The sequence below is a fragment of the Achromobacter sp. T5-5 genome (assembly GCF_055397965.1).
Window position 1 is genome coordinate 2,216,368 of sequence record NZ_AP027919.1, and the last position, 25,991, is coordinate 2,242,358.

Annotated in this window: 18 protein-coding genes; 14 read left to right on the plus strand and 4 right to left on the minus strand. The window is 67.8% G+C overall.

The genetic code is table 11. The annotated features are described in order from the left end of the window. Positions 1 to 17: 17 nt before the first annotated feature. The 6 genes from ACZ50Q_RS09950 to ACZ50Q_RS09975 all read left to right on the plus strand — a co-directional run bounded on the left by ACZ50Q_RS09950 (position 18) and on the right by ACZ50Q_RS09975 (position 8,453). Complete coding sequence (locus tag ACZ50Q_RS09950; protein WP_464081377.1) at positions 18 to 2,279, plus strand: GNVR domain-containing protein; 2,262 nt, start codon at positions 18 to 20, stop codon at positions 2,277 to 2,279. Positions 2,280 to 2,300: 21 nt separating this feature from the next. Next, positions 2,301 to 3,698, plus strand: coding sequence for a phosphomannomutase/phosphoglucomutase (locus tag ACZ50Q_RS09955; RefSeq protein WP_092581387.1), 1,398 nt, complete (start codon positions 2,301 to 2,303; stop codon positions 3,696 to 3,698). Between the two features lie 13 nt (positions 3,699 to 3,711). Beyond that, complete coding sequence (gene pgi, locus ACZ50Q_RS09960) at positions 3,712 to 5,379, plus strand: glucose-6-phosphate isomerase (RefSeq protein WP_076520113.1); 1,668 nt, start codon at positions 3,712 to 3,714, stop codon at positions 5,377 to 5,379. Positions 5,380 to 5,391: 12 nt separating this feature from the next. Then, positions 5,392 to 6,444, plus strand: a complete 1,053-nt coding sequence (gene galE, locus ACZ50Q_RS09965; RefSeq protein ID WP_464081378.1) for a UDP-glucose 4-epimerase GalE — start codon at positions 5,392 to 5,394, stop codon at positions 6,442 to 6,444. A gap of 210 nt (positions 6,445 to 6,654) precedes the next feature. Continuing rightward, entirely contained in the window at positions 6,655 to 7,602 is a 948-nt protein-coding gene (gene epsC / locus ACZ50Q_RS09970; protein ID WP_076520115.1) for a serine O-acetyltransferase EpsC, read from the plus strand. Between the two features lie 32 nt (positions 7,603 to 7,634). Beyond that, entirely contained in the window at positions 7,635 to 8,453 is an 819-nt protein-coding gene (locus tag ACZ50Q_RS09975; protein ID WP_464081379.1) for an NAD-dependent protein deacetylase, read from the plus strand. Between the two features lie 184 nt (positions 8,454 to 8,637). On the opposite strand, the gene ACZ50Q_RS09980 is transcribed toward ACZ50Q_RS09975, so the two are convergent. The 3 genes from ACZ50Q_RS09980 to ACZ50Q_RS09990 form a co-directional block, all read right to left on the minus strand. Beyond that, positions 8,638 to 9,492, minus strand: coding sequence for an inositol monophosphatase family protein (locus tag ACZ50Q_RS09980; RefSeq protein WP_464081380.1), 855 nt, complete (start codon positions 9,490 to 9,492; stop codon positions 8,638 to 8,640). 107 nt (positions 9,493 to 9,599) lie between these two features. Then, positions 9,600 to 11,069, minus strand: a complete 1,470-nt coding sequence (locus tag ACZ50Q_RS09985; RefSeq protein ID WP_076520118.1) for an NAD-dependent succinate-semialdehyde dehydrogenase — start codon at positions 11,067 to 11,069, stop codon at positions 9,600 to 9,602. 145 nt (positions 11,070 to 11,214) lie between these two features. Beyond that, a complete protein-coding gene (locus ACZ50Q_RS09990; RefSeq protein WP_076520119.1) occupies positions 11,215 to 12,477 on the minus strand; it encodes a 4-aminobutyrate--2-oxoglutarate transaminase in 1,263 nt (420 codons plus the stop codon). Between the two features lie 96 nt (positions 12,478 to 12,573). Here ACZ50Q_RS09990 and pdxR point away from each other — a divergent pair, with 96 nt between their 5' ends. Continuing rightward, complete coding sequence (gene pdxR / locus ACZ50Q_RS09995; RefSeq protein ID WP_464081381.1) at positions 12,574 to 14,079, plus strand: MocR-like pyridoxine biosynthesis transcription factor PdxR; 1,506 nt, start codon at positions 12,574 to 12,576, stop codon at positions 14,077 to 14,079. 67 nt (positions 14,080 to 14,146) lie between these two features. On the opposite strand, the gene ACZ50Q_RS10000 is transcribed toward pdxR, so the two are convergent. Further along, a complete protein-coding gene (locus tag ACZ50Q_RS10000) occupies positions 14,147 to 15,061 on the minus strand; it encodes a DUF72 domain-containing protein (protein WP_464081382.1) in 915 nt (304 codons plus the stop codon). 116 nt (positions 15,062 to 15,177) lie between these two features. Between ACZ50Q_RS10000 and ACZ50Q_RS10005 the strand changes: the two genes are divergently transcribed. The 7 genes from ACZ50Q_RS10005 to ACZ50Q_RS10035 all read left to right on the plus strand — a co-directional run bounded on the left by ACZ50Q_RS10005 (position 15,178) and on the right by ACZ50Q_RS10035 (position 25,765). Next, on the plus strand, positions 15,178 to 17,307 hold the full coding sequence (locus ACZ50Q_RS10005) for an ATP-dependent helicase (protein ID WP_464081383.1): 2,130 nt from the start codon (positions 15,178 to 15,180) through the stop codon (positions 17,305 to 17,307). Between the two features lie 84 nt (positions 17,308 to 17,391). Beyond that, positions 17,392 to 18,402, plus strand: coding sequence for a magnesium and cobalt transport protein CorA (locus tag ACZ50Q_RS10010; protein ID WP_464081384.1), 1,011 nt, complete (start codon positions 17,392 to 17,394; stop codon positions 18,400 to 18,402). A gap of 150 nt (positions 18,403 to 18,552) precedes the next feature. Beyond that, on the plus strand, positions 18,553 to 19,221 hold the full coding sequence (locus ACZ50Q_RS10015; protein WP_464081385.1) for a thermonuclease family protein: 669 nt from the start codon (positions 18,553 to 18,555) through the stop codon (positions 19,219 to 19,221). 121 nt (positions 19,222 to 19,342) lie between these two features. Beyond that, a complete protein-coding gene (locus ACZ50Q_RS10020; RefSeq protein ID WP_464081386.1) occupies positions 19,343 to 21,586 on the plus strand; it encodes an ABC transporter substrate-binding protein in 2,244 nt (747 codons plus the stop codon). Beyond that, positions 21,583 to 22,560: an ABC transporter permease gene (locus ACZ50Q_RS10025; protein ID WP_076520124.1), complete on the plus strand. Its 978-nt coding sequence runs from the start codon at positions 21,583 to 21,585 to the stop codon at positions 22,558 to 22,560. Before ACZ50Q_RS10020 ends, ACZ50Q_RS10025 begins: the two co-directional genes overlap by 4 nt. A gap of 5 nt (positions 22,561 to 22,565) precedes the next feature. After that, complete coding sequence (locus tag ACZ50Q_RS10030; RefSeq protein WP_464081387.1) at positions 22,566 to 24,077, plus strand: ABC transporter permease; 1,512 nt, start codon at positions 22,566 to 22,568, stop codon at positions 24,075 to 24,077. Continuing rightward, positions 24,074 to 25,765 carry an ABC transporter ATP-binding protein gene (locus ACZ50Q_RS10035; RefSeq protein ID WP_464081388.1) on the plus strand — a complete coding sequence of 564 codons (1,692 nt, stop codon included), beginning with the start codon at positions 24,074 to 24,076 and terminating at the stop codon, positions 25,763 to 25,765. The genes ACZ50Q_RS10030 and ACZ50Q_RS10035 overlap by 4 nt, the downstream gene beginning before the upstream one ends. The last annotated feature ends 226 nt before the right edge of the window (positions 25,766 to 25,991 follow it).

The following is a 25,991-nucleotide window of genomic DNA, read 5'->3' on the forward strand; positions in this document are numbered from 1 at the left end:
CTCTCCTGGAGAGCTGCATGTCGTTGCCCATCGAATCTTTCGAGCCGTCCGTCCCGGCCCGTCAACAGGAAACCCCCTTGTCGTCCCACGTGGATGCCATTTTCTCCAACCGATGGATGATCATTGGGATCACCCTGCTCGCATTTCTCGGCGCTTTGGCGTATGTGATGGTGACGCCCAAAGTCTATTCGGCCGACATCATCGTGCAGGTTGAAGAGGAGCTTCCGAACGGGCAGGCGCGCAGCCTGCTGGGCGATGTGTCGTCGATGTTCGATACCAAGGCGGAAACGTCGGGTGAAATGGAAGTGCTGCGCTCGCGCATGGTCGTCGGCCCGGCCGTCGACAAGTTCCTGCTCTACATCCACGCCAAGCCGCGCTACTTCCCGGTGGTGGGCGAGTGGCTGGCGCAGCGCTATGAAAGCCTGCCGTATCCGTCCGGCTTGCCGCGCGGGGGCTACGCCTGGGGCGGCGAGTCCATCGCGATCTCGCAACTGGACGTGCCCGATGAATGGCTGGGCAAGCCGTTTCGCGTGACCACCCTGGGCGAGGGCCGCTACACGCTGAGCGACAAGCTGACCGGCGCCACCTTCACCGGCACGGTGGGCAAGCCCGAGCGCTTCCTGCTGCCGGGCGGCGGGGCGATGGATGTGCACGTCGATGCGTTGTCGGGGCGGCCGGGCACCGAGTTCACGGTGTCGCGCAGTTCGCGCCTGGCGGCGATCGAGAACGTGCAGGCGCGCATGGGCATCTTCGAGCGCGGCCGCGCCTCGGGCGTGATCGGCGTCACGCTGGAAGGCAACGATCCCGCGCTGACCACGGCGGTGCTCAACCAGATCGGCCAGGAATATGTCCAGCAGAACGTGAATCGCAAGTCGGCGCAGGCCGAGAAGTCGCTGGCCTTTCTTGAGCAGCAGCTCCCGCAGCTCAAGTCCGAGCTGGATGCCGCGGAAACCAAGTACAACGCGCTGCGCAACAAGCGCGGCACGATCGACCTGAGCGAAGAGGCCAAGCTGATTCTCGCGCAATCGGTGGACGCGCAGACCCGGGTGATGGAACTGCGCCAGAAGCGCCAGGAACTCATCACGCGCTTTGCGCCGACGCACCCCAGCATCGTGGGCATCGACCGCCAGATCGCGTCCCTGACGGGCGACGTCAACCGCCTGGGCAACAACATCAGGCAGCTTCCCGACCTGGAGCAGGACGTGGTGCGCCTGGTGCGCGACGTGCGCGTGAACACCGAGCTCTACACCGCGCTGCTCAACAACACCCAGCAACTCAAGCTGATCCGCGCCGGCAAGGTGGGCAATGTGCGCATCCTGGACGCGGCCGTGCAGCCCGACAAGCCGGTCCGCCCCAAGGCCGCGATCATCATCGGCGTGGCCACGGCCATCGGGCTGATCTTCGCGATGCTGTGCGCGTTCGTGCGCAACGCGCTGTTCGGCGGCCTGTCGGAGCCGGAAGACGTCGAGCGCCACACGGGCCTGCCGGTGCTGGCCGCCATTCCGTACAGCGATGTGCAGGACAAGCTGTGGCGCCGCAGCCGGCGCAAGAACGCCACCGTGCCGGCGCTGCTGGCCCAGAGCCAGGGCAACTCGCCGCCCATCGAAAGCCTGCGGTCCTTCCGCAACGTGCTGCAGGCGTCGCTGCGCCAGTCCACCAACAACATGGTCATGTTCACCGGTCCGGTGGCGGGCGTGGGCAAGTCCTTCCTGTCCGCCAATTTCGCCTTCATCCAGGGCGGCGTGGGCAAGCGCGTGCTGCTGATCGATGCCGACTTCCGCAAGGGTCAGCTCAACCGCTACTTCGGCGTGCCGAAGGAGGACGGCCTGTTCGAAGTGCTGACCGGCACGATCCCGCTCAGCCGCGTCAGAAAGCACAGCGTGTCCGAGGGCGTGGACTTCATTGCCACGGGCGCCGTCACCTTCGATCCTTCCGAGCTGCTGGCCTCGCCGGTGTTCGGCGAAACCCTGCGTGAACTGGCGACGCAGTACGACATGGTGATCCTGGACACGGCGCCCGTGCTGTCGTCTCCGGACGCGGCCGTGGTGGGCACGCATGCCGCCGCGGTCATGGTGGTGGTGCGGTCGGGCATGAACACGGTGGGCGAGATCCGCGAGACGGCCAAGCGCCTGATCCAGGCGGGCGCGCCGGTGGACGGTGTGCTGTTCAACGGTCTCAAGCTGCTGCCCGAGCGCTTCGGCTTCCGCTCCAAGTACGGTGGTTATCGATACTCCCGCGCGGCGTACTACGGCGATTTGAAACAGAACGGTCCCAAGTGAACGCCACCCGGAGAAACTGGCATGCATGGAACTTTTGGGTGGGAAACGCCGCAAATCCTGGATGCGGTTTTCAAGGCTTATGACATACGCGGGACGGTGCCGGACGAGTTGGATGCAAGGTTTGCCCACAGCCTGGGGATGGCGGTGGGCACCAAGGCCCGCGAGCAGGGGGCGCGGTCGATCGTGGTGGGCAGGGACGGCAGGCTGAGCAGCGTGGAGCTTTCCGCGGCGCTGCAGGCCGGGCTGCGCTCGGCCGGCATGCACGTCATCGACATCGGCATGGCGACCACCCCGATGGTGTATTTCACGACGCGGCTGATGGACACCGGCACCGGCATCGCCGTGACGGGCAGCCACAATCCCCCCGCGCACAACGGTTTCAAGATCGTGATGGAAGGCGGGTCGCTGTATGGCGAGGGCCTGACCGCCCTGCGCGATGCCATGCGCCTGCCGATCGAGGCGGCGGCCACGCCCGGCGGCCGCACGCAGATGCAGATCACGCCCTGCTACGCGGCGCGCCTGGTGGGCGACATCCGCATGGCCCGTCCCATGAAGATCGCCATCGACTGCGGCAGCGGCGTGGCGGGCGCGGTGGCGCCGGCGCTGTTCCGCGCGCTGGGCTGCGAAGTGACGGAGCTGTTCTGCGAGGTGGATGGGTCCTTCCCCGGCCACCATCCCGATCCGGCCGACCCGCACAACCTGCAGGACCTGATCTATTGCCTGCGTTATTCGGACTGCGAGGTCGGCCTGGCATTCGACGGCGACGGCGACCGCCTCGGGGTGGTGACAAAATCGGGACAGATAATCTGGCCGGATCGCCAGCTCATCCTCTTTGCGCGCGACGTGCTGGCGCGCAACCCGGGCGCCGAGGTCATTTATGACGTCAAGTGCAGCCGCCACGTGGCCCGCGCCATCACCGAGGCGGGCGGCAAAGCCACCATGTGGAAGACGGGACATTCCCTGATCAAGGCCAAGATGCGCGAGTCGGGAGCGCTACTTGCTGGGGAGATGAGCGGCCACATTTTCTTCAGGGAGCGCTGGTATGGCTTTGACGACGGCATCTATGCCGCCGCCCGCCTGCTGGAGATCCTGTCGTCGGCGCCGGACCCCTCGGCTTTGCTGGAAAGCTTGCCGCAGTCCTGCGCCACCCCCGAATTGAAACTGGAAACCACCGAAGGCGTCGAGCTGGTGCAGGCGCTGCGCGATCAAGGGGAATTCCCCGGTGCAGTGTCGATCAACGAGCTCGACGGGATCCGTGTGGACTACGCCGACGGCTTCGGCCTCGCGCGTCCGTCCAACACCACGCCGACGGTGGTACTCCGGTTCGAAGGAGACAACGTGGCCGCACTGGCTCGTATCGAGGAGGACTTCCGCAAGGCGTTCAAGCGCATTGCACCTCACATTCGTTTACCGTTCTAAGGAGCATCACGCGATGGGAAAGGCTCAACAGGCGATTGAGGCGTTAAGGGCAGACTCCGGGCTGGCGGACAGCCCGGAGTGGGTGGCTTTCGCGCAGGCCGCGCAAAGCGCCGAATTGGACGCCAGCGCGCTCAAGGTGATCGAAGCGGCAGGGTTGTGCGTGGACCTGACCATGCAGCGCCAGTCTGCGGCGCTGGACAGCGCCGGACAGGCGCTGCTGCAGGCGCGTGGACTGGACGAGGCGCGACGCGCGCTGTTTGCCGGGGAGCCGGTCAACTGGACCGAAAACCGGGCGGCATGGCATACCGCGTTGCGGGCCGGGCGCACGCGCGAACAGCCGGAAGGGCAGGACGCGGACTCCGTCTGCGAGTATTCGCGCATGACCGACTTCGTGCGGCGCGTGGACCAGACGGCCGATTTTTCCAACGTCCTGCACATCGGCATCGGCGGCAGCGACTGGGGGCCGCGCCTGGCGGTGCAGGCCTTCGGCGGACCGCTGCAGCGCCGCCAGATCCGCTTCGTGTCCAATATCTGCGGCCATGCCTTCCATGACGCGGTGGCCGGGCTGGACCCGCGCCGCACGCTGGTGGTCGTGTCGTCCAAATCGTTCACCACGTCCGAAACCCTGCACAACGCCCGCGCGGCGATCGCGTGGCTCAAGCAGGGCGGCGTGGCCGACGTGTCCGACCACCTGGCGGCGGTGACCGCCAACGCCCCGGCCGCCCGCGCGCTGGGCGTGCCGTCCAGCCAGGTCTTCAAGATGTGCGACTGGGTGGGCGGACGCTATTCCGTGTGGTCGGTCGCCGGCCTGTCGATTGCGCTCACCGTGGGCGCCGACGTGCTGATCGGCATGCGCGCCGGGGCCGAGGCCATGGACCAGCACTTCAAGCAGGCCCCGTTCGCCTCCAACGCGCCGGTGCAGCTGGCGCTGGCCGGGCTGGTCAATTGCAGCGTGCTGGGATTCAATTCGCTGAACGTCGCCGCCTATAGCGCGCGCCTGCTGCATCTGGTGACCTACCTGCAGCAGCTCGAGATGGAATCGCTGGGCAAGCGCGTCGCGGGCGATGGCGCCGCGGTCGGCGTGCCGACGGCGCCCATCATCTGGGGCATGCCGGGCACCGACGGGCAGCACACTTTCTTCCAGTGGCTGCACCAGAGCGAGGAAGGCGCGCCGGTGGACTTCATCGCCAGCCTGCAGGGCCACGCCGACAGTCCCGACGCGCACCGCATGCTGCTGGCCAACTGCCTGGCGCAGCGTCAGGCGCTGCTGCGCGGCAAGAGCCTGGAGCAGGCGCTGCTGGACGTGGCGCACATCGACGACCAGGAGCGCGCGCTCAGCCTGGCGCACCACATGGTGCACCCGGGCGGACGGCCGTCTACCCTGATCGTCCTGCGCCAGCTCGATCCGCGCGGCCTGGGCGCGCTGCTGGCCCTGTACGAGCACAAGGTGTTCGTGCAGAGCGTGGTCTGGGGCATCAACCCGTTCGACCAATATGGCGTGGAACTGGGCAAGCGGCTGGCCAGCGGCATCGAGCGCGAGCTGGCGGTGCCGGTGTCGGCGGGCGTGGTCGATTGGGGCCACGATGCGTCGACGTCGTACTGGATCGACCGCTACCGCAGCCACGCGCAGGCGCCGCGTCCCCGCCATGCGTGGGTGCCGGGCATGACGGCCCATCTCTGACGGAGCGCGGACATGCCGGACACGCACGTGCTGGTGACGGGCGGCGCAGGCTACATCGGCACGCATACCCTGGTGGCGATGCTCGCGGCCGGCCTGCGGCCGCTGGTGCTGGACAACTTCAGCAACGGCAGCCGCGAGGCCGTGCGCCGCGTGGAGCAGCTTTGCGGCGCGCCCATCCCGTTGATCGAAGGCGACATCCGCACGCCGGGCCTGGTGGCCTCGGTGCTGGCGGATGCCGCGGCCCGGGGCATGCCGGTGCAGTCCGTGCTGCACCTGGCCGGCTGCAAGGCGGTGGGCGAGTCGGTGGCGGACCCGCTCAAGTACTACGACAACAATGTGCAGGGGTCGCTCGTGCTGCTGAGCGCCATGCGCGAGGCGGGCGTGTCGCGGCTGGTGTTCAGCTCGTCGGCGACGGTCTATGGTGAACCGCAGTACCTGCCGTTCACCGAGGCCCATCCGCTGGCGCCGACCAACCCCTACGGCCGGACCAAGCTGATCGTCGAGGACATGCTGCGCGACCTGTGCGTGGCCAGTCCGGCGTTCAGCGTCGTCACGCTGCGCTACTTCAACCCCATCGGCGCCCACCCCAGCGGCCTGATCGGTGAAAGTCCGCGCGACCTGCCCAACAATCTCTTTCCATTCATCACGCAGGTGGCGGTGGGACGCCAGCCCTTCCTGCGCGTGTTCGGCGACGACTACGACACCGTTGACGGCACCGGCGTGCGCGATTACCTGCACGTCATGGACCTGGCGCGCGGACACGTGCAGGCGTTGGCCTATGCCGACGCCCATCCCGGCTTTGTCGCCGTCAACCTGGGCACGGGGCAGGGCACCAGCGTCCTGGAGCTGGTGCGCGCGTTTGAACGGGTCAACGGCTGCAAGATCCCGCTGCGGGTCCTGCCGCGCCGCGCGGGCGACGTCGAGCGCATGTGGGCCAACCCCGCGCTGGCGGCGTCGCTGCTGGGATGGCGCAGCACCTACGACGTGGAATCCATGTGCGCGGACGGCTGGCGCTGGCAACAGGGCAACCCGCAGGGGTACGAGGTGGAACCGGCCGCCGCATGATGCGCACACCGAGCGCGCACGCCGCAAAACCCCAACGCCATATCGGATGACTTCCAGCCGATGCGCCGGAGCGGTTACAGTTGACGGAAATATTGCGAAGCAGCATTGCCCGGCGCACCGCCGGGGGCTTCGCATCGTCAGCGAGGCAAACTCCATGTTCGAGATCCATCCCTCCGTCCGATCCGCCGGCTCCCTTTCGGGAGCTCGGCCATGAACGGCCCCACCTACCTGCCCACCGCGCACTGGAACCTGGACAGCATCGTGTCCGGCCTGCGCGAGGCGCGCGTCGCCTGGCGCGGCCCGCGCGGACGCCTGCGCGACGACGCCGGCGCGCGTGAATTCCCGTCGCAGGAAAGCCTGCGCCAGATCGTCAAGAGTCTCTGTGGCGCCTTGTTCCCGATGCGATTGGGGCCCATCGACCTGCGCGAAGAGGTCGAGGACTTCTACGTGGGCCACACCATCGGCGCCGCGCTGGATGCCTTGCTGCACCAGGTCGGGCTGGAACTGCAGTACGTGAACCGCGACGACCCCACGCTGCTGGCGCACACGCAGCAGCGCGCCATCGACATCGTGCGGCAGTTCGGCGCCGAGCTGCCGGCGCTGCGCGCGGCGCTCGACCTGGACGTGATGGCCGCTTACCAGGGCGATCCCGCGGCGCACAGCGTCGACGAAGTCCTGTTGTGCTATCCGGGCGTGGTGGCCATGATCCATCACCGCCTCGCCAATGTCCTGTACCGCCTGGGCGTGCCGATGCTGGCGCGCATCGTGGCTGAAATCGCGCACGCGGACACCGGCATCGACATCCACCCCGGCGCCACCATCGGCCGCAGCTTCTTCATCGACCACGGCACCGGCGTTGTGATCGGAGAGACCGCCATCATCGGCGATCGCGTGCGGCTCTACCAGATGGTCACGCTGGGCGCCAAGCGCTTTCCGCCCGGCGAAAACGGCGAACTCAAGAAGGGCCTGCCGCGCCACCCGCTGATCGAGGACGATGTGGTCATCTATGCGGGCGCGACGATCCTGGGCCGGGTGACCATCGGCAAGGGCTCGACCATCGGCGGCAACGTCTGGCTCACGCGCAGCGTGCCGCCGGGCAGCAACGTCACGCAGGCCAGCCTGGTCAGCGACATGCCGGATTGCGGCCTGGGCGGCTGAACACCGCCCGCCACCACGTGGAGAATCGAGGATTGGATACCGCACATTCGGAGCTGGCCGCGCTGCGCGGCTTCATCGACCGCCACCCCCGGCTGTTCGTCCTGACCGGAGCAGGGGTCAGCACCGATTCCGGCATCCCCGATTACCGGGACATCGACGGCGAGTGGAAGCGCCAGCAGCCCATGACGCTGCAGACCTTCATGGGCGGCGAGCTGGCCCGGTCGCGCTATTGGGCGCGCAGCATGGTGGGCTGGCGCCGTTTCGGGCAGGTGCGGCCCAATGCCTCGCACCTTGCGCTGGCACGCCTGCAGGCGCGCGGCCATGTGTCCATCCTGGTGACGCAGAACGTCGACGGCCTGCACGAGGCCGCCGGCAGCCACGACGTGGTGGACCTGCACGGGCGGCTGGACGCCGTGCGCTGCATGAATTGCGACTGGCGCGGCGGCCGCCACGACTGGCAGGACGCGCTGCACGCGCTGAACCCGGACTGGATGAAATTCGAGGCCAGCGATGCGCCCGATGGCGACGCCGATCTCGATGGCCACGACTTTTCGCGCTTTGCCGTGCCGCCCTGTCCGCGCTGCGGCGGCATCGTCAAGCCGGATGTGGTGTTCTTCGGCGAAACCGTGCCGCGCGAGCGCGTGGACCGGGCCAACGCGGGCCTGGAGGGCGCCGACGCCGTGCTGGTGGTGGGCTCGTCGCTGATGGTGTATTCGGGCTACCGTTTCGTGACCGCCGCCTCGCGCAGCGGGATTCCCATTGCCGCCATCAACCTGGGCCGCACCCGCGCCGACAGCCTCCTGACCCTCAAGGTGGAGCAGCCCTGCGCGCTGGCGCTGGAGTCGCTGTAGGGGGCGGTCGCCCTGCCGGGTGGGGCGGGAAGTTGTTGACCGGTCTAAGCAAGTGCTTGCCGGGCAACGTTTTTTTCGGCCGGTTACAGACCTTTCCATAGGGTTGTCCACAGGAACTGGGGATAACTCCTAGGGATAACCCCATATTTTCAGGGGTGGCGGATCCGGTTCTGTCAAGCCTCTGTCACGTTTCGATGCCTTCCGATGCGTCCCCGAGCAGCGCCTTGCGCGCTGCGTGCCAGCTTCCTGCGTCCGGCGCGTACAGCAGTCCGCCGGTGCGATGGGTGGGCTTGTAGGGGGAGCCGTCGAAATGCGCGGCGTAGCCGCCCGCTTCCCGGTGCAGCAGCCAGCCGGCGGCGTGGTCCCATGCGGTGAGCTGGTTGTACAGCGAGACATGGCAGTGGCCGGCCGCGAGCATGCGGTACTCGTGCGCGGCGCACCGCAGGCTGGCCGTGCTGCCCAGGCGCGAGAGGTTGCCGTTGACGGTGGTGCGCAGCGGCTCGGGCAGGGCGCCGGTGGAGATGAACCCGTCCATGTCTTCGGGAGGCGCGGGAGGCGCGACGGTGAGGGGGACGCGCCGGCCGCCTTCATATTCGAGCCAGGCGCCTTCGCCGCGCACGGCCAGCGCGCTGTCGCGGCTGACCGGGTCGTAGATCACGCCGGCGATCACGTCGCCGCGATGACAGGCCGCGATCATCATGCCGAAGAGCGGCAGGCCGGCGACGTAATTGCGCGTGCCGTCGATGGGATCGATGAGGAAAGCCAGGTCGGCGTCGACCAGCATGTTCAAGAGGGCGGGATTGCGCGCGGAGGCTTCCTCGCCGATCAGCACGGCGCCGGGATGCAGCTTGCCCAGGCGCGATGCGATTAGGCGTTCGGCGGCTTCGTCGGCGTCGGTGACCAGGTCGCGCACGGAGGTCTTGCCGCGCACCGAGCCTTCGGGCAGGTTGCGAAAGCGGGGCATGACCTCGGTTTGCGCGGTTTCCGCCAGGATGGCCGCCAGCTTGCGGGTGTCCTCAAGGGTGAAGGTTCTGCTCATACGGACTCGTCCAGGGAACGCGCAAATCTACCATGCCTGGAGCGTATCCGAATGAAGCGCGCGCGCGTATCGGCCACATGGCGTGGTCGATACGCGCGCGCCGGACATCATGCGCCCAGGTCGACGCAGAGGTACTTGATCTCCAGGTACTCTTCGATGCCGTACTTGGAGCCTTCACGGCCCAGGCCCGACTGCTTCACGCCGCCGAAGGGGCCGACCTCGTTGGAGATGAGGCCGGTGTTGATGCCGACGATGCCATATTCCAGCGCCTCGGACACGCGCCAGATGCGGGCGTAGTCGCGGGTGAAGAAGTAGGCGGCCAGGCCGAAGATGGTGTCGTTGGCCATGCCGATGACTTCGTCTTCGGCGTCAAAGCGGAACAGCGGCGCCACCGGGCCGAAGGTCTCTTCGCTGGCAAAACGCATGGACTGCGTGACGTCGCGCACGACGGTCGGTTCGAAGAACGTGCCGCCCTTGGCGTGCGGCTTGCCGCCGGCGATGACCTTGGCGCCGTTGGCCGTGGCGTCGGCGATGTGCTCCTGCACCTTTTCCACGGCGTTGCGGTCGATCAGCGGGCCCTGCGTCACGCCGTCTTCAAAGCCGTCGCCCACCTTCATGGCGTTGACCTTGGCGACCAGGCGCTTGGCGACTTCTTCGTAGACGCCGGCCTGCACGTAGATGCGGTTGGCGCACACGCAGGTCTGGCCGGCGTTGCGGTACTTCGAGGCGAGGATGCCGTCGACCGCCTTGTCCAGGTCGGCATCGTCGAACACGATGAAGGGCGCGTTGCCGCCCAGTTCCAGCGACAGCTTCTTGATGGTGGGGGCGCATTGCTCCATCAGCGTGCGGCCGACTTCGGTCGAGCCCGTGAAGCTCAGCTTGCGCACGACGTCGCTTTCGCACAGGGCCGCGCCGATGTCGCGCGAGCTGCCGGTGATGACGTGGAACACGCCAGCCGGCACGCCGGCTTCCTCGGCCAGCACCGCCAGCGCCAGCGCGGTCAGCGGCGTCTGCTGCGCGGGCTTGACCACCATGGTGCAGCCGGCGGCCAGCGCGGGGCCGACCTTGCGGGTGATCATGGCGGCGGGGAAGTTCCAGGGCGTGATCGCGGCGGTGACGCCGATGGGCTGCTTGAGCGCCATCAGGCGCTGGCCGGCCTTGGGGCTTTGCAGGATGTCGCCGTCGATGCGCTTGGCTTCTTCGGCGAACCACTCCAGGAACGAGGCGGCGTATGCGATTTCGCCCGCGGCTTCGGTGACGGGCTTGCCCTGTTCGGACGTCATGATGGCGGCCAGATCCTGCTGGTTCTGCATCATGAGCTGCGCCCACTTCAGCAGGATCGCGGCGCGTTCCTTGCCGGTCTTGGCGCTCCAGGCGGGCAGCGCGGCCTGGGCGCTGGCGATGGCCTGTTCGGTTTCCTTGCGGCCCAGCTTGGGCACCGACACGATGGTCTTGCCGGTGGAGGGGTTGTCCACGGGAATGGATGCGCCGCCGTTGGCGCCTACCCACTTGCCGTCGATGTAGCAGGCGTCGCGCAGCAGGTCGGGACGCGAGAGGGGATGGGTCAATGCTGTCATGTCGGGAGTCTCCTTGAAAGGCGCGGCGAGCCAAGCGACTGCGGGCGCGGCAGGCGTGCGGCCTGGTCATCAAGCCGCCCCACCTGCTACGCCCGCAATCGTTGTTCCTGCCGGCCGAATAACCGGTTATTCAGGGCCTGTCGCCTCAGGCGGCCAGCGCCTCGGACAGGATATCCAGCGCGCGTGCGAACTGGGCGTCGGGAATGGTCAAGGGATACAGGAAGCGCAGGACGTTCCCATACACACCGCAGCTTAGCAAAATCAGGCCTTTCTCGATGGCGCGCTGTTGCACGCGCTTGACCGCTTCGGCGTCGGGCTTGCCGGCCGCGTCGTTCAGTTCCAGCGCCACCATCGAGCCCAGGCCGCGCACGTCGGCGATGCCGGGCACCTTGCCACGCAGGCCTTCCAGGTGCGCGCGCAGCTTGTCGCCCAGCTGGGTGGCGCGTTCGCACAGCTTTTCCTCGGCGATGACGTCCAGCACGGCATGCGCGGCGGCGACCGCCAGCGGGTTGCCGGCGTAGGTGCCGCCCAGGCCGCCCGCGGCGGGACCGTCCATCACGTCGGCGCGGCCGACCACGCCGGAGATCGGCAGGCCGCCGCCCAGGCTCTTGGCCATGGTGATGAGGTCGGCCTGCACGCTGTGGTGTTCCATGGCGAACAGCTTGCCGGTGCGGCCAAAGCCCGTCTGGACTTCGTCGGCGATCAGCAGGATGCCGTGTTCATCGCAGACCTTGCGCAGCGCCGTCATCAGTTCGGGCGGCGTGATGTTGAAGCCGCCTTCGCCCTGCACGGGCTCGATGATGATGGCCGCGACGCGCTTGGGATCGATGTCCACCTTGAACAGCAGGTCCAGCGCCTTGAGCGAATCGGCTACGCTGATTGACTGCGTGGCGTTGGGGAACGGCACGTGATAGATGTCGCCGGGCATGGGGCCGAACGACAGCTTGTAGGGGGCGACCTTGCCGGTGAGCGCCATGCCCAGCATCGTGCGGCCATGGAAGGAGCCCGAGAAGGCGATGACGCCGGAGCGGCCCGTGGCCGAGCGGGCGATCTTGACGGCGTTTTCGACGGCTTCGACGCCGGTCGTGAAGAAGGCGGTTTTCTTCAGGCCGTCGATGGGGGCCAGGCGGTTGATGCGCTCGGCCAGCGAGATATAGCCTTCATACGGCACGATCTGGTAGGCCGTGTGCGTGAAGTTGTCCAGTTGCGCGGCGACCGCGGCCTTGACCTTCGGGTGCAGGTGGCCGGTGTTCAGGACGGCGATGCCGCCCGCGAAATCGATGTATTCCTTGCCCTCGGCGTCCCACAGCGTGGCGTTTTCCGCGCGCACGGCATAGAAGTCGCACATGACGCCAACGCCGCGCGGCGTGGCCAGGGAACGGCGGGTATTCAGATCCTGATTCTTCATCTCGGTCTCGATGAGAGTGATGGGCGGTAAAGCACCTATTTAATGCTACGATGGCCCCACTTGTGGGAACCACTTTGATAAATCAGGTAGAACCAATTGCGGTCCATCGTCGGTGATCTGCTGCTGCTGCGTCTGGCCGACGGCGCCAGCGAGCCCATGAACAAGCGGCTGTACCGTGGCATCCGCGAAGCCATCCTGGATGGATCCATTGCCGCGGACTCGCGCCTGCCCGCCACGCGCGACCTGGCGGCCGAGCTGGGCATCGCCCGCAACACCGTCGTCCACGTCTACAGCCAGCTTCTGGCCGAAGGCTATACCCGCAGCCGGCAGGGCAACGGCACCTTCGTCAACGCGTCGGTGCCCGATTCCTACCTGGCCAGCGGCCGGCGCGCGCGCCAGGCGCAGCAGGCGCAGGCGCGTCCGGCCCTGTCGCCGCGCGGCGCGGCCATCGTGGACGGCGCGTCGGCCTCGCCCTACCAGTGGGGCGCCTTCATGCCGGGCGTGCCCGACCTGACCGAGTTCCCGCACAAAAAATTCGGCCGCATCCACAGCGCGCTGTGGCGCAATCCGTCGCCGGACCTGCTGAGCTATTCGTACGGCGGCGGCCTGCCCGCGCTGCGCGAGGCGCTGGCGCAGCATCTGGCGCTGACGCGGTCGATCGACTGCGACCCCGAGCAGATCATCATCACCGAAGGCTCGCACCAGGCCATCGACCTGACCACCCGCATCCTGGGCGAGTCGGGCGAGACCGCGTGGGTCGAAGACCCGGGTTACTGGGGCGCGCGCACCATCCTGCAGGCCAACGGCCTGCGCACCGTGCACCTGCCGGTTGACGAAGAAGGCATGCGCCTGCCCGATACCCCCGGCACGCCGCCGCGCTTCATCTTCGTGACGCCGTCGCACCAGTACCCGCTGGGGCCCGTCATGTCGCTGGCGCGCCGGCGCCAGTTGCTGGCGGTGGCGCGCCAGAGCGCAAGCTGGATCATCGAAGACGACTACGACAGCGAATTCCGCTTCTCGGGCCGGCCGATCGCCTCGCTGCTGGGCCTGGAGCCCGATGCGCCGGTGATCTACATGGGCACCTTCAGCAAGACGCTGTACCCGGGCCTGCGCGTGGGTTACCTGGTGCTGCCCAAGGCCCTGACCGCGGCGTTCCAGGCCGCGCACGCAGAGCTGTACCGGGAAGGGCACCTGATGACGCACGCGGCGCTGGCGACCTTCATTTCCGAAGGGCATTACGCGGCCCACATCCGCCGCATGCGCATGCTGTACGGGCGCCGCCGCGCCATGCTGGTCAACCTGATCGAACGGCGGCTGGGGCCGGACTGGCTGCACCGCGACGCCAGCATGGCCGGCCTGCACCTGGTGCTGACGCTGCCGCCGGACATGGACGACCTGCGCGTGGTGGAGGTGGCGCGCAGCAAGGGCGTGCTGACGCGGGCGCTGTCGCGCTACTACGTCAACGACGAGGGGCGGCGGCCTGGCCTGCTGCTGGGCTACGCCTGCGTGCCCGAGCACGACATCGCGCGCAAGTTCGAGGTGCTGCTGGAAAGCCTGGCGGAAGTGGCGCGAAAGCCAGCGTTGGCCGCGACCGGTGTCTGACACCCTTGTGGCACCGGCGTGGATCGAAGATGGGTTCTGCGGGTGTCAGACACCTACCTAATGCCCGCTACACGCCCGGCAGCCGAAGCGCCGACGCGAAGGCCGCGGCGTTGCGCATGCCCTGGTCTTCGAAGTTGGTGTTAAACACGGCGTGCGCCTGGGCCGACTGTGACGCCAGCCGGGTGAACCGGGCAACCAGTTCGGCCAGCTCTTCTTCCGAGTATTCGTACTGGAATCGTCCCGACGACGCCGGACCCGACGCGTTCCAGGTCGCCGCGTTGCGCCCGTGCAGCCGCAGCAGCGTCATATCCGGATGCGTGCTTTCCCAGACCGCGGGCACGGTGTTGTCAAAGCCCTGGGGCGCGTCCACGACCGTATGCACCACGCCTAGGTCGCGTTCGAAGGCCAGCGTGTCCGCGGTGGCGGCGGGGCCGTCGAACCAACTGCGGTGCCGGAACTCCACGGATACCCGGTGATCTTCCATGCGCCGCGCGCAGTCCGCCACGCGCGCCTTGCCGCGGGCGTCGCGCCGTATCCAGGGCGGAAACTGGAAATGCACCGCGCCCAGCTTGCCCGGCAGCCGCAGCGGCTCCAGCGCGAGCTGATAGCGCCGCCAGAGTTCGTCACGCAGGTCGGGCGGCAGTTGGTCGTGGTAGAGCACCGGCTCCGGCCAGTCCGCCAGCTCGCGCCGGATGTCGCCGGGCAGGGCCGAAAGCGGCGTCTGGTGACCGGTGAATAGCCGAAAGGCCTTGATATTGAAGACGAAGTCGTCCGGCGTCCGGGTGGCCCACAGGTAGGCGTTTTCCGGCGTGGGCAGCGCGTAAAAGCTGGAATCGACCTCCGCCAGCGAAAAGCGCGACGCATAAAAGCGCAGCCGCGCTTCGGCGCTGCGCGCCTCGGGGGGATAGAAGCGGCGCGAGGCCAGCAGGGTGGGGTCGGTCCAGGAGGCGGTGCCGGTCAGGATGCGGGGGGAATCAGCCATGGCGCCGAGGCGTATCAGACGAAAATCCAAAATTTCTGTATAAATATACAGTGTTCATCCGGAGCCAGACCCTGGCTCCTTCCTTTTTTGCGGCCGTAGCGCTGCGGCACCGCGACATGCCAGACCAAGCTCATCTCACCGAATCCTCCGACAACGAACGGCCCGCCGGCCGCCCGGCCGAACGTCCCGACCCGCTGGCCGACCTGAACCCCGCCCAGCGCGAGGCGGCCGAGTTCGGCGTGGCCGGCGCGCCAGGCGATGACGGCCCCTTGCTCGTGATCGCGGGGGCGGGGTCCGGCAAGACCAACACGCTGGCCCACCGCGTCGCGCACCTCATCCTGAACGGCGCGGATCCGCAGCGCATGCTGCTCCTGACCTTTTCGCGCCGCGCGGCGCTAGAGATGGAACGGCGCGTGGGCTCGGTGCTGCAGCGGGTGATGAATCTGCGGTCCTCGCAGCAGGCGCCGTCGCTGCCGTGGGCGGGCACCTTCCATGCGATCGGCGCGCGGCTGCTGCGCGATTGCGCGCAGCGCATCGGCCTGTCCGAGGCCTTCACCATCCACGACCGGGGCGACGCCGAAGACCTGATGGGCATGGTGCGCCATGAACTGGGGCTGTCTTCCACCAAGTCGCGCTTCCCGCTCAAGGGCACCTGCCTGGCTATCTATTCGCGGGTGGTGAACAGCCAGACGCCGGTGGGCGATGTGCTCAAGACCGCCTTTCCGTGGTGCGCCCAATGGGAAGACGAACTGAAGACCCTGTTCCGCGCGTACGTCGCGGCCAAGCAGGACCAGCAGGTGCTGGACTACGACGACCTGCTGCTCTATTGGTCCGAAATGATGTCGGACCCGGAAATCGCGGCCGACGTGGGCGCGCGCTTCGATCACGTGCTGGTGGACGAATACCAGGACACCAACCGCCTGCAGTCGGCCATCCTGCTGGCCATGAAGCCCGACGGCCGCGGCCTGACGGTGGTGGGCGACGATGCCCAGTCCATCTATTCCTTCCGCGCGGCCACGGTGCGCAACATCCTGGACTTTCCCAACCAGTTCCCCGCGCCCGCGCGCGTCATCACGCTGGATCGCAACTATCGCTCCACCCAGCCCATCCTGACCGCGTCCAACGCCGTGATTGCGCAGGCCACCGAACGCTACGCCAAGGACCTGTGGACCGACCGCAAATCCTCGCAGCTTCCCGAGCTGGTGACGGTCAGCGACGAAGCCGGGCAGGCGCGCTGGGTGGCCGACCAGGTGCTGGCCCAGCGCGAGGGCGGCGCGACGCTCAAGTCGCAGGCGGCGCTGTTTCGCACCGCCAGCCACAGCGCCGCGCTGGAACTGGAGCTGACCCGTCGCAACATCCCCTTCGTGAAATTCGGCGGGTTGCGTTTCCTGGAAGCGGCGCACGTCAAGGACCTGCTGTCGATCCTGCGCTGGGCCGAGAACCCGCGCGGCCGCATGGCGGGCTTCCGAGTCGCGCAGCTGATGCCCGGCATTGGGCCGGCGACGGCGGGCAAGCTGATGGACGCGATGTCCGCGTCCGCCGAGCCGCTGCGCACGCTGCGCGAATTCAAGCCGGGGGCGGCAGCCCAGGAAGAGTGGGGCGCGTTTGCCGACACGTACGCCGCGCTGTGCGACCCCACGTTGAAGTGGCCCGCCGACGTGGACCTGGCCTTGCGCTGGTACAGCGGCCAGCTCGAACGCCTGTACGACGACGCGCGCGTGCGCAAGACTGACCTGGACCAGCTCGTGCGCATCGCCTCGGGCTATCCGTCGCGCGAGCGCTTCCTGACCGAACTGACGCTGGACCCGCCCGACGCCACCAGCGACGAATCCGGCGCACCGCTGCGTGACGAGGACTACATGATCCTGTCCACCATCCATTCCGCCAAGGGCCAGGAATGGAAGGCGGTCTACGTGCTGAATGTGGTGGACGGCTGCATTCCGTCCGACATGAGCACCGGCACCGCCGACGAGATCGAAGAAGAGCGCCGGCTGCTGTACGTGGCCATGACGCGGGCCAGGGAACGGCTGCAGCTGGTCGTGCCGCAGCGCTTTTACGTGCACCAGCAGACCGGCATGGGCGACCGCCACGTCTACGGGTCGCGCACGCGCTTCATCACCAACGCCATGCTGCCGCTTTTTGACCACCTGCCCAAGCTGCCCGATCTGCCCCCCGGGCGAGCCGAACCGCGCGAGCCGCAGGCCCCGCGCATCGACGTGGCCAAACGGGTGCGCAACCTCTTCTGAACCCGCGGTCCGCGGGCGGGCTGGGCTATCATCGGCCGATAAACACATGCTGTGCGGCAGGGATCGATTTGTCCGAGGATGTCTATGTCTAGTGAAGAGCAGCCCGCCGACGCGCCCAAGGGCGAGGTCGTGGCGTCGATCGCCTACGTGAACGGACGGCGTGACCGCGAAGTTCCCATTGAACAAGCCGGCCAGTACGTCAGCCAGCGGCAGGGGCAGAGCATGCTGTGGATCGGCCTGCGCAATCCCCATCCGGACACGCTGGCCAAGGTGGCGCGCGAGCTGGGCGCCTGTGACAAGAACCAGGAAGAAATGCTGGAAGCGCACCGGCGCCCGAAGATCATCGACTACGGCAACATGATCCTGATCGTCGCCGCCACGGTCGAGGTCGAGGCCGAGCGCCCCATCTTCGGCGAGACGCAGTTCCTCATCGGCGACGGCTTCCTGGTCACGGTGCGGCGCGGCGCGACCGCCGGCCACAGCCCCTTGCGCGAGCGCCTGGAGGCCTCGCCCGACCTGCTCAAGCGCGGCAGCGACTACGTGGCGTCCGAACTGCTGGACTGGCTGGTGGACCGCTATGTCGCGGCGGCGGTCAAGATCGAAAGCGTGGTGGAAGGCGCCGAGCAGAAGCTGCTGATCCGCGGCGCCAAGGACGCCGACATCCGCAGGCTGTACCGGCAGCGCCGGGACCTCCTGCGCATCCATACCGTCGTCTCGCCGCTGGCCGAGATCTGCCGCCGTCTGGCGCGCGTGGAGATGTCCGCCGTCGATGAACACGCGCGGCCTTATTTCGGCGAAGTGGCCGACCGCGTGCTGCGCGTGGACGAGCTGTTCAATTCGCTGCGCGAGTCGCTGGCCTTCGCGTTTGAAGCCAGCCTGATGATCGGGCAGGCCGCACAGAACGACACGACGCGCAAGCTGGCGTCCTGGGCCGCCATCCTGGCCGTGCCCACCGCCATCGCCGGCATCTACGGCATGAATTTCGAGTTCATGCCCGAACTGAAGTCGCCGTGGGGGTATCCCATCACGCTGGGCGTGATCACGTCGGTGTGCTCGGTGCTGTATTGGCGGTTCCGGAAATCCGGCTGGCTTTGAGCCGCCCGGTGTCTGACACCCTGAGGCGACGAACGTGGGTTTGCGGCGGTGTGCCATGGGTGTCAGACACCCCCGAACGCCACCGGTGCCCCCGATACCGCAGCCGGCTTGTGGCAAACTCCCTGCGTTCTTGAATATGGAGTCTGGCCGGTGCGTGGCAAACCTCCCTTTCGCGGCGGCGGCAAGCTGACCGCCCTCGTCGTTGCCCTGATCCTCGCGGCGGCCGGCGCACTCATCAACTGGCTGCAGCCGCAGGATCCCGGTTCGCAGCGCCCGGCCGGGCGCGCGCAGGCGCCCGCGTCCCCGGCGCCGGGCAAAGCCCCGGGCGCGGCGGCAGGCGGGGTGCCGCAGGGCAGCTATATGCTCACCGGCACGATCGTCAACGTGGCGGACGGCGATACCGTGACGCTGCGCGCGCCGGACGGCCAGCGGCGTATCCGCATGGACAGCATCGACGCGCCCGAAGAGGGCCACGGCGCCGACCAGCCCGGCCAGCCCGACGCCGAGGCCGCGCGCAAGCACCTGGCCAGCCTCGTGGCCGGCAAGACGCTCACCGCCCAATGCTATGAACAGGACCAGTATGGCCGTGACGTCTGCGCGCTGATCCTGGAGGACGGCCGCTCCGCCAACCGGGTACAGGTCGAGGCCGGCTACGCCTGGGCCTACACGGCCCGCAAGGGCGACTACCTGCGCGACAAGGCCATGCCCGACCTGCAACGCCAGGCCAAGGCGGCCGGGCGCGGGCTGTGGGCGCGCCCGGACGCCACGCAACCCTGGAAATGGCGCTATGACTGCTGGCGGCAGCGCCAATGCGGCTGAAAGCGGCCAGCCGGGCCGTCGCCGCCAGCCAGTCCCGCGCCGGCCCTAGGTGGATGCCAGGGTACTGGCGGGGCCCCGCGTTTGCTATCCTCTGACGCTACGAAACGAACGGAAGGTTTCCATGGGTGTAATGAAGCGGCTCTGGGCGTCGGCCATGCTGCTGTCGCTGTCGCTGGCGTTGGCGGGCTGCTCGCAAGAAAGCCCCATCAACAGCCCGTATCCATCCGGCGCAGAAAGCCAGAACACGCTTTATTCCGCGTTCGTCAAACGCTCTCCCAAGTACCTGGACCCGGCCAGCTCCTATTCCGGCGACGAAACCCCCTACACCTACAACATCTACGAGCCGCTCTACGGGTATCACTACCTGAAGCGGCCCTATGAACTGGTGCCGCGCGCGGCGGCCTCGATCGACCCGCCGGTGTACCTGGACGCCCAGGGCAATACGCTGCCCGCGGACGCGCCCGGCGAGCAGATCGCGCAAAGCATCTACGACATCAAGATCCGGCCCGGCATCCGTTTCGCGCCGCATCCCGCCTTTGCCCGCAAGCCGGACGGCAGTTATGCGTACTACCCGCTGGCCCCCGGCGAACTGGACGACAAGTTCTACATTCCCGATTTCCCGCTGACGGGCACGCGCGAGCTGACGGCCGACGATTACGTCTATGCCTTCCGCCGCCTTGCCAGCCCGCGCGTGGTGTCGCCCATCTATTCGCTCATGTCCGAGCACGTGCAGGGCCTGAAAGACTACGGCGACCGCCTGCGCAAGCGCGACCAGGAATTGCGGCGCGACATGCCCGGCGGCGCCGGCACGCTGCCGTGGCTGGATCTGCGTGAAGACGACGGCTTCAAAGGCGTGGAGGCCCTGGATCCGCACACGCTGCGCATCCGCGTCGATGGCAAGTATCCGCAGTTCAAGTACTGGCTGGCCATGACGTTCACCGCGCCCATCCCGTGGGAGGCCGACCGCTTCTACAGCCAGCCCGGCATGGCCGCGCACGACCTCTCGCTGAACACCTGGCCGGTAGGCACCGGGCCGTACATGCTGGTGGAGTCGCTGCAGAACCGCCGCCACGTGCTGGGCCGCAATCCCAACTATCACGGCGAACCCTATCCCTGCGAAGGCGAGCCCGGCGACCAGGCGGCGGGCCTCCTGGCCGATTGCGGCAAGCCCACGCCCTTCATCGACCGCGCCGAGTTCAGCGTCGAAAAGGAAGCCATTCCGCTGACCGGCAAGTTCATGCAGGGCTACTACGACGTGCCGCAGATCGAGCGCGGCGAATACGGCGTGGCCATGCTGGTGGCGGCAGGCGACAGCCAGGACAAGGCGCGCAAGTACCAGGAGCACGGCATCAAGCTGCCCACCACGGTCGAGACCGCGAACTGGTACATGGGCTTTAACTGGCTGGACCCGGTGGTGGGCAAGGGCGACACGCCCGAACAACAAGCGCGCAACCGCAAGCTGCGCCAGGCCATCAGCATCGCCTTCGACTGGGAAGAATACGTGGCGGTGTTCGAAAACAGCCAGGCGTCCGTGGCCTACGGGCCGGTGCCGCCGGGGGTGCTGGGCTACCGCGAACCGCCCGAGGGCATCAACCCGGTGGTTTACGACCTGGTCGACGGCAAGCCGGTGCGCAAGTCCATCGACGTTGCCAAGCGCCTGCTCGCCGAGGCCGGCTATCCCGACGGCCGCAACGCCCAGACGGGCGCGCCGCTGGTGCTGTATTTCGATTCCATGTCCGGCGGCGGGTCCAACCCGCAGTTCGACTGGATGCGCCGCCAGCTCGCCAAGATCGGCGTGCAGCTGGACGTGCGGGCCACCGACTACAACCGTTTTCAGGACAAGATGCTGCGCGGGTCCGCGCAGCTCTTCCTGTGGGGCTGGAACGCCGACTACCCCGACGCCGAGAACTTTCTCTTCCTGCTCTACGGCCCGAACGCCAAGGCCAAGGGCGGGGGCGAGAACGCCGCCAACTATTCCAGCCCGGAGTTCGACCGGCTGTTCGAGCAGATGAAATTCCTGGACGACGGCCCCGAAAAGGCCGCGCTGATCGCAGAGATGATCGCCATCGTGCAGCGCGACGCGCCGTGGATGTTCGGCTACTTCCCGATGTCCGGCGGCGCCTACCAGCAGTGGGTCGGCAACGCCAAGCCCACGCAGATGGTGCGCAATACCCTGCAATACATGAAGATCGACCCGGCGCTGCGGCAGCAGAAGATCGACGAATGGAACTCGCCCATCTGGTGGCCCATCGGCGTCTTCATCCTGCTGCTGGTGCTGGCGATCTGGCCTTCGTACGTGGCGCTCAAGCGGCGCGAGCGCCAGACGGCGTTCGTGCCGCCTGAACGCAAGGAGCATCAATCATGATCGGCTATGTGATACGCCGGCTGTTGTATGGCGTGCTGATTCTGATCGGCGTCAATCTCTTCACCTTCATCCTGTTCTTCGCGGTCAACACGCCGGACGACATGGCGCGGCTGGCCATCGGCGGGCAGCGCGTCAGCCAGGACGCCGTCGAAAAATGGAAGGCCGAGCGCGGCTACGACAAGCCGCTCTTTTTCAACGCCCAGGCTCAGGGCGCGGGGCGGCTCACCGAGACCGTGTTCTACCAGCGCTCGGTGCCGCTGCTGGTCATGGACTTCGGCTCGTCCGACGGCGGCCGCGACATCGGCCGCGAGATCAAGACGCGCATGGGGCCCAGCCTGGCGCTGGCCGTGCCCACGTTCTTCCTGGGGCTGTTCGCCAGCATCGTGTTCTCGCTCACACTGGTGTATTTCCGGGCCACGCGGCTGGACTTCTGGGGCGTCGTGCTGTGCGTGATGCTGCTGTCGATATCAAGCCTGTTCTACATCATCGCGGGCCAGTGGGTCTTTGCCAAGCTGCTGCGGCTGGTGCCGTTCTCGGGCTATTCGGGCGGACTGGACGTGGTCAAGTTCTTGGCGCTGCCGGTGCTGGTCGCCATCGTGTCGCGGCTGGGACCCGAAGCGCGCTTCTACCGCACCCTTTTCCTCGAAGAGATCGGCAAGGACTACGTGCGCACCGCGCGGTCCAAGGGGCTGGCCGAGCGCGTCGTGCTGTTTCGCCACGTGCTGCGCAACGCCATGCTGCCCATCCTGACCAGCACCGTGGCCGCACTGCCGCTGCTGTTCATGGGCAGCCTGATCGCGGAGTCCTTCTTCGGCATCCCCGGGCTGGGCAGCTACACCATCGACGCCATCAACGCGCAAGACTTCTCCATCGTGCGCGCCATGGTGTTCCTGGGGGCGGCGCTCTACATCGTGGGGCTGATCCTGGCCGACATTTCCTACACGCTGGCCGACCCCCGCGTGCGTTTCGAGTAGCCGCCATGCCCAAGTTCGTCTTTCTCTGGACCGATATCGCGCTGTGGCTGATGGTGGCGGGCGCGCTGGCTTACATCTGGCGCGTGCGCCGCAGTGCCAACCTGCGCGCCACCTGGGCGCGCGTGGCCCGCGACACGCCCGCCATGTGCTCGGTCGTCATCCTGGTCGCCTTTTCGGTGGTCGGCCTGCTGGACTCGGTGCACTATCGCCCGCTGCTGCCGCCCGCGCCGGGCGCGGCGGCCGACGCCCCGCCGGTCTACGCGCCGGCCGTGCAATCCGCGCTGGATGGCCTGTTGGCCGGCACGGTGCTGACCCGGCCCGAGAAAACCTATTCCGAACCGCTGGCCGCGCATCAGTTCACCAAGGAGACCATGCTGGTGAACGACAAGCCGGTGCGCGATTACCCGCGGCTGCGCGGCGCGGCGCAGCACCTGACCGATCCCGATTCGGAGCGCGCCGGCGACATCGTCATGCGGCTGGGCTGGGGACTGGCCGCCGGGCTGGCGGTCGCGCTGGCCGGCGCGGTCATCCTGTTCGCCTGCCTGGCGCGCGCCACCGGCTCCGCCTCCCATGCCGCCGAGGAACTGCTCGCCGGCCGCGCCGACATCCCATGGCGCGCCATGGCGATCACCTTCGCGCTGCTGTGCCTGGCCGTGGGCGCGCTGGCGGGCCTGTCCAGCGGCTACCATGCTCTGGGCACCGACCGCATCGGCAACGACGTGCTGTGGCAGGCGCTCAAAAGCATCCGCACGGCGCTGGTCATCGGCAGCCTCACCACGCTGGCGATGCTGCCGCCGGCCATCGTCTTCGGCATCGCGGCCGGCTATTTCAAGGGCAAGGTCGACGACGCCATCCAGTACCTGTACACCACCATCACCTCGATCCCCGGCGTGCTGCTGGTGGCCGCCTGCGCGTTGATGATGCAGGTGTACATCGACAACCATTCGGACCTCTTCGACACCTCGGCCGCCCGCGCCGACCTGCGGCTGTTCCTGCTGTGCATGATCCTGGGCCTGACGGGCTGGGCGGGTCTGTGCCGCCTGCTGCGGGCCGAAACGCTGAAGCTGCGCGAACTGGAATACGTGCAGGCCGCGCGCGCCTTCGGCGTGTCCCACTGGCGCATCATGACGCGCCACCTGCTGCCCAATGTCGCGCATCTGGTGCTGATTACCGTGGTGCTGGAGTTCTCCGGCCTCGTGCTGTATGAGGCCGTGCTGTCGTACCTGGGCATCGGCGTGGATCCCAGCATGAATTCCTTCGGCTCGATGATCGACGGCGCGCGCCTGGAAATGTCGCGCGATCCCATGATCTGGTGGAACCTGATGACCGCTTTCATCTTCATGCTGGCGCTGGTGCTGGCCGCCAACCTGTTCGCGGACGCGGTGCGCGACGCGTTCGATCCGCGCACTCGGCGTTTCAAGCCCAGCCGCCTGGCGCGCCTGGGCTTCATGGGCCGCCGTCCGGGCACGATGCTGGCGGCGGACGCGCGCGCCTCCAAGACCGGGGAGGCGCCATGAGCCACGACACGCCATTGCTGACCGTGCAGGGCCTGGACGTGGACGTCGCGGGCGAAAGCGGCATGACGCATGCGGTCAAGCGCCTGCAGCTGGCCATATCAAAGCGCGAGACCTTCGCGCTGGTCGGCGAATCCGGCTGCGGCAAGAGCATGACCGCGCTGGCGCTGCTGCGCCTGTTGCCGGACGCCGGCCGTATTGTCGGCGGGCAGATCGACCTGGACGGCGAAGACCTCAACCGCCTGCCCGAAAGCGCCATGCGCGGGGTGCGCGGCGGACGCATCGGCATCATCTTCCAGGAGCCGTCCACCAGCCTGAATCCGGTCATGCGCGTGGGCGACCAGATCATCGAGACGCTCACCGCGCACACGCCCCTGCGCGGCGGCGCGGCGCGAGCCCGCGCCATCGACTGGCTGCGCCGGGTCGGGATCCCCGAGCCCGAGCGCCGCATCGACGATTATCCCTTCCAGTTCTCCGGCGGCCAGAAGCAGCGCGTCATGATCGCCATCGCGTTGGCGGCCGAGCCCGTGCTGCTGATCGCGGACGAGCCGACCACCGCGCTGGACGTGACGGTGCAGGCGCAGGTGCTGGACCTGCTGGCCAGCATCCAGCAGGAGATGGGCATGGCCGTCCTGCTCATCACCCACGACCTGGCGGTGGTCAAGAACGTGGCGCACCATGTCGCGCTGATGCGCGGCGGCGAGATCGTCGAAAGCGCCAGCGCCGAGGAATTCTTCCACGCGCCGCGGCATCCTTACGCCCGCCAGCTCTTCGAGGCCATTCCCACGTTCGACAAGCGCGGCGTGCCGCTGACCGAACAGGGACGCGCGGCCGCCGCGCAGGAAGGCCGGCAGGGCGCGCAGCCGCGACCCGCGGGCGTGGTGCTGGACGTGCAGGACCTGAAGGTCCACTACCCGGTGCGCAAGGGGCCGCTGCGCCGCATCGTGTCCTGGGTCAAGGCCGTGGACGGCGTGACGTTCACGCTGCGGGCCGGCGAAACGCTGGCGCTCCTGGGCGAATCCGGCTGCGGCAAGACCACCACGGGCAAGGCGCTGCTGCGCCTGATCGACGGCGCGCACGTGGCCGGTCGCGCCATGCTGCAGGGGCAGGACCTGTTGTCCGCCGACCGTCGCCAGCTCCAGCGGCTGCGGCAGGACATCCAGATCGTGTTCCAGGACCCGTATGCGTCGCTGGACCCGCGCATGCGCATCGGAGAGATCCTGGACGAGGGGCTGGCATCGCTCAAGCGCGACATGAGCAGCCAGGCCCGTGAGAAGCACGCGGCCCAGCTCATCGAGCGGGTGGGGCTGCCCGCCAACACGCTGACGCGCTATCCGCATGAATTCTCGGGCGGCCAGCGCCAGCGCATCGCCATCGCGCGCGCGCTGGCCGTCGAACCCAAGGTTCTGATCTGCGACGAGCCCACGTCCGCGCTGGATGTCTCGGTGCAGGCGCAGATCCTGGACCTGCTGCGCGAATTGCAGGCCGAGCTGGGCATCGCCTACCTGTTCATCACGCACAATTTCGGCGTGGTCGAATACCTGGCGGATCGCATCGCGGTCATGGACAAGGGCCGCATCGTCGAACTGGGCCAGGCCGAATCGGTCCTGCTGGCGCCGCGCCAGGAGGTCACGAGGCGGTTGCTGGCCGCGGTGCCGCGGCTGCATTTCGGCCCGCCGGAAACGGCCTGAACGGAACGCCTGGCGTCGTTTCGTCCGACTTCCAGCGGGGCGGGGCGGTTTGCCCGTCGTCGCTGCCGGCGCCGTTTGCCGCCGTTGCGCGGTGGGGCGGTCTGGTGCGGTGGGCTTGCGATTCGGTCTTGTGCTTCGGCCCTGTGCTTCGGTCTTGTTTGAGCATGCGGCCGGCAGCCGGCCGGCCGTCATGCGCCAGATCTTGTATTCTGGATGCAGAACTCCA

What these genes read in the sequence shown, in the direction of transcription:
- galE (WP_464081378.1), top strand. Translation starts at nt 5,392, where the DNA reads ATGCCGGACACGCACGTGCTGGTGACGGGCGGCGCAGGCTACATCGGC.
- ACZ50Q_RS10020 (WP_464081386.1), top strand. Translation starts at nt 19,343, where the DNA reads ATGGGTGTAATGAAGCGGCTCTGGGCGTCGGCCATGCTGCTGTCGCTG.
- ACZ50Q_RS09990 (WP_076520119.1), bottom strand. Translation starts at nt 12,477, where the DNA reads ATGAAGAATCAGGATCTGAATACCCGCCGTTCCCTGGCCACGCCGCGC.
- ACZ50Q_RS09955 (WP_092581387.1), top strand. Translation starts at nt 2,301, where the DNA reads ATGCATGGAACTTTTGGGTGGGAAACGCCGCAAATCCTGGATGCGGTT.
- ACZ50Q_RS10000 (WP_464081382.1), bottom strand. Translation starts at nt 15,061, where the DNA reads ATGGCTGATTCCCCCCGCATCCTGACCGGCACCGCCTCCTGGACCGAC.
- ACZ50Q_RS09980 (WP_464081380.1), bottom strand. Translation starts at nt 9,492, where the DNA reads ATGAGCAGAACCTTCACCCTTGAGGACACCCGCAAGCTGGCGGCCATC.
- ACZ50Q_RS10025 (WP_076520124.1), top strand. Translation starts at nt 21,583, where the DNA reads ATGATCGGCTATGTGATACGCCGGCTGTTGTATGGCGTGCTGATTCTG.
- ACZ50Q_RS10030 (WP_464081387.1), top strand. Translation starts at nt 22,566, where the DNA reads ATGCCCAAGTTCGTCTTTCTCTGGACCGATATCGCGCTGTGGCTGATG.
- ACZ50Q_RS09985 (WP_076520118.1), bottom strand. Translation starts at nt 11,069, where the DNA reads ATGACAGCATTGACCCATCCCCTCTCGCGTCCCGACCTGCTGCGCGAC.
- ACZ50Q_RS10005 (WP_464081383.1), top strand. Translation starts at nt 15,178, where the DNA reads ATGCCAGACCAAGCTCATCTCACCGAATCCTCCGACAACGAACGGCCC.
- ACZ50Q_RS10010 (WP_464081384.1), top strand. Translation starts at nt 17,392, where the DNA reads ATGTCTAGTGAAGAGCAGCCCGCCGACGCGCCCAAGGGCGAGGTCGTG.
- pgi (WP_076520113.1), top strand. Translation starts at nt 3,712, where the DNA reads ATGGGAAAGGCTCAACAGGCGATTGAGGCGTTAAGGGCAGACTCCGGG.
- epsC (WP_076520115.1), top strand. Translation starts at nt 6,655, where the DNA reads ATGAACGGCCCCACCTACCTGCCCACCGCGCACTGGAACCTGGACAGC.
- ACZ50Q_RS10035 (WP_464081388.1), top strand. Translation starts at nt 24,074, where the DNA reads ATGAGCCACGACACGCCATTGCTGACCGTGCAGGGCCTGGACGTGGAC.
- ACZ50Q_RS09950 (WP_464081377.1), top strand. Translation starts at nt 18, where the DNA reads ATGTCGTTGCCCATCGAATCTTTCGAGCCGTCCGTCCCGGCCCGTCAA.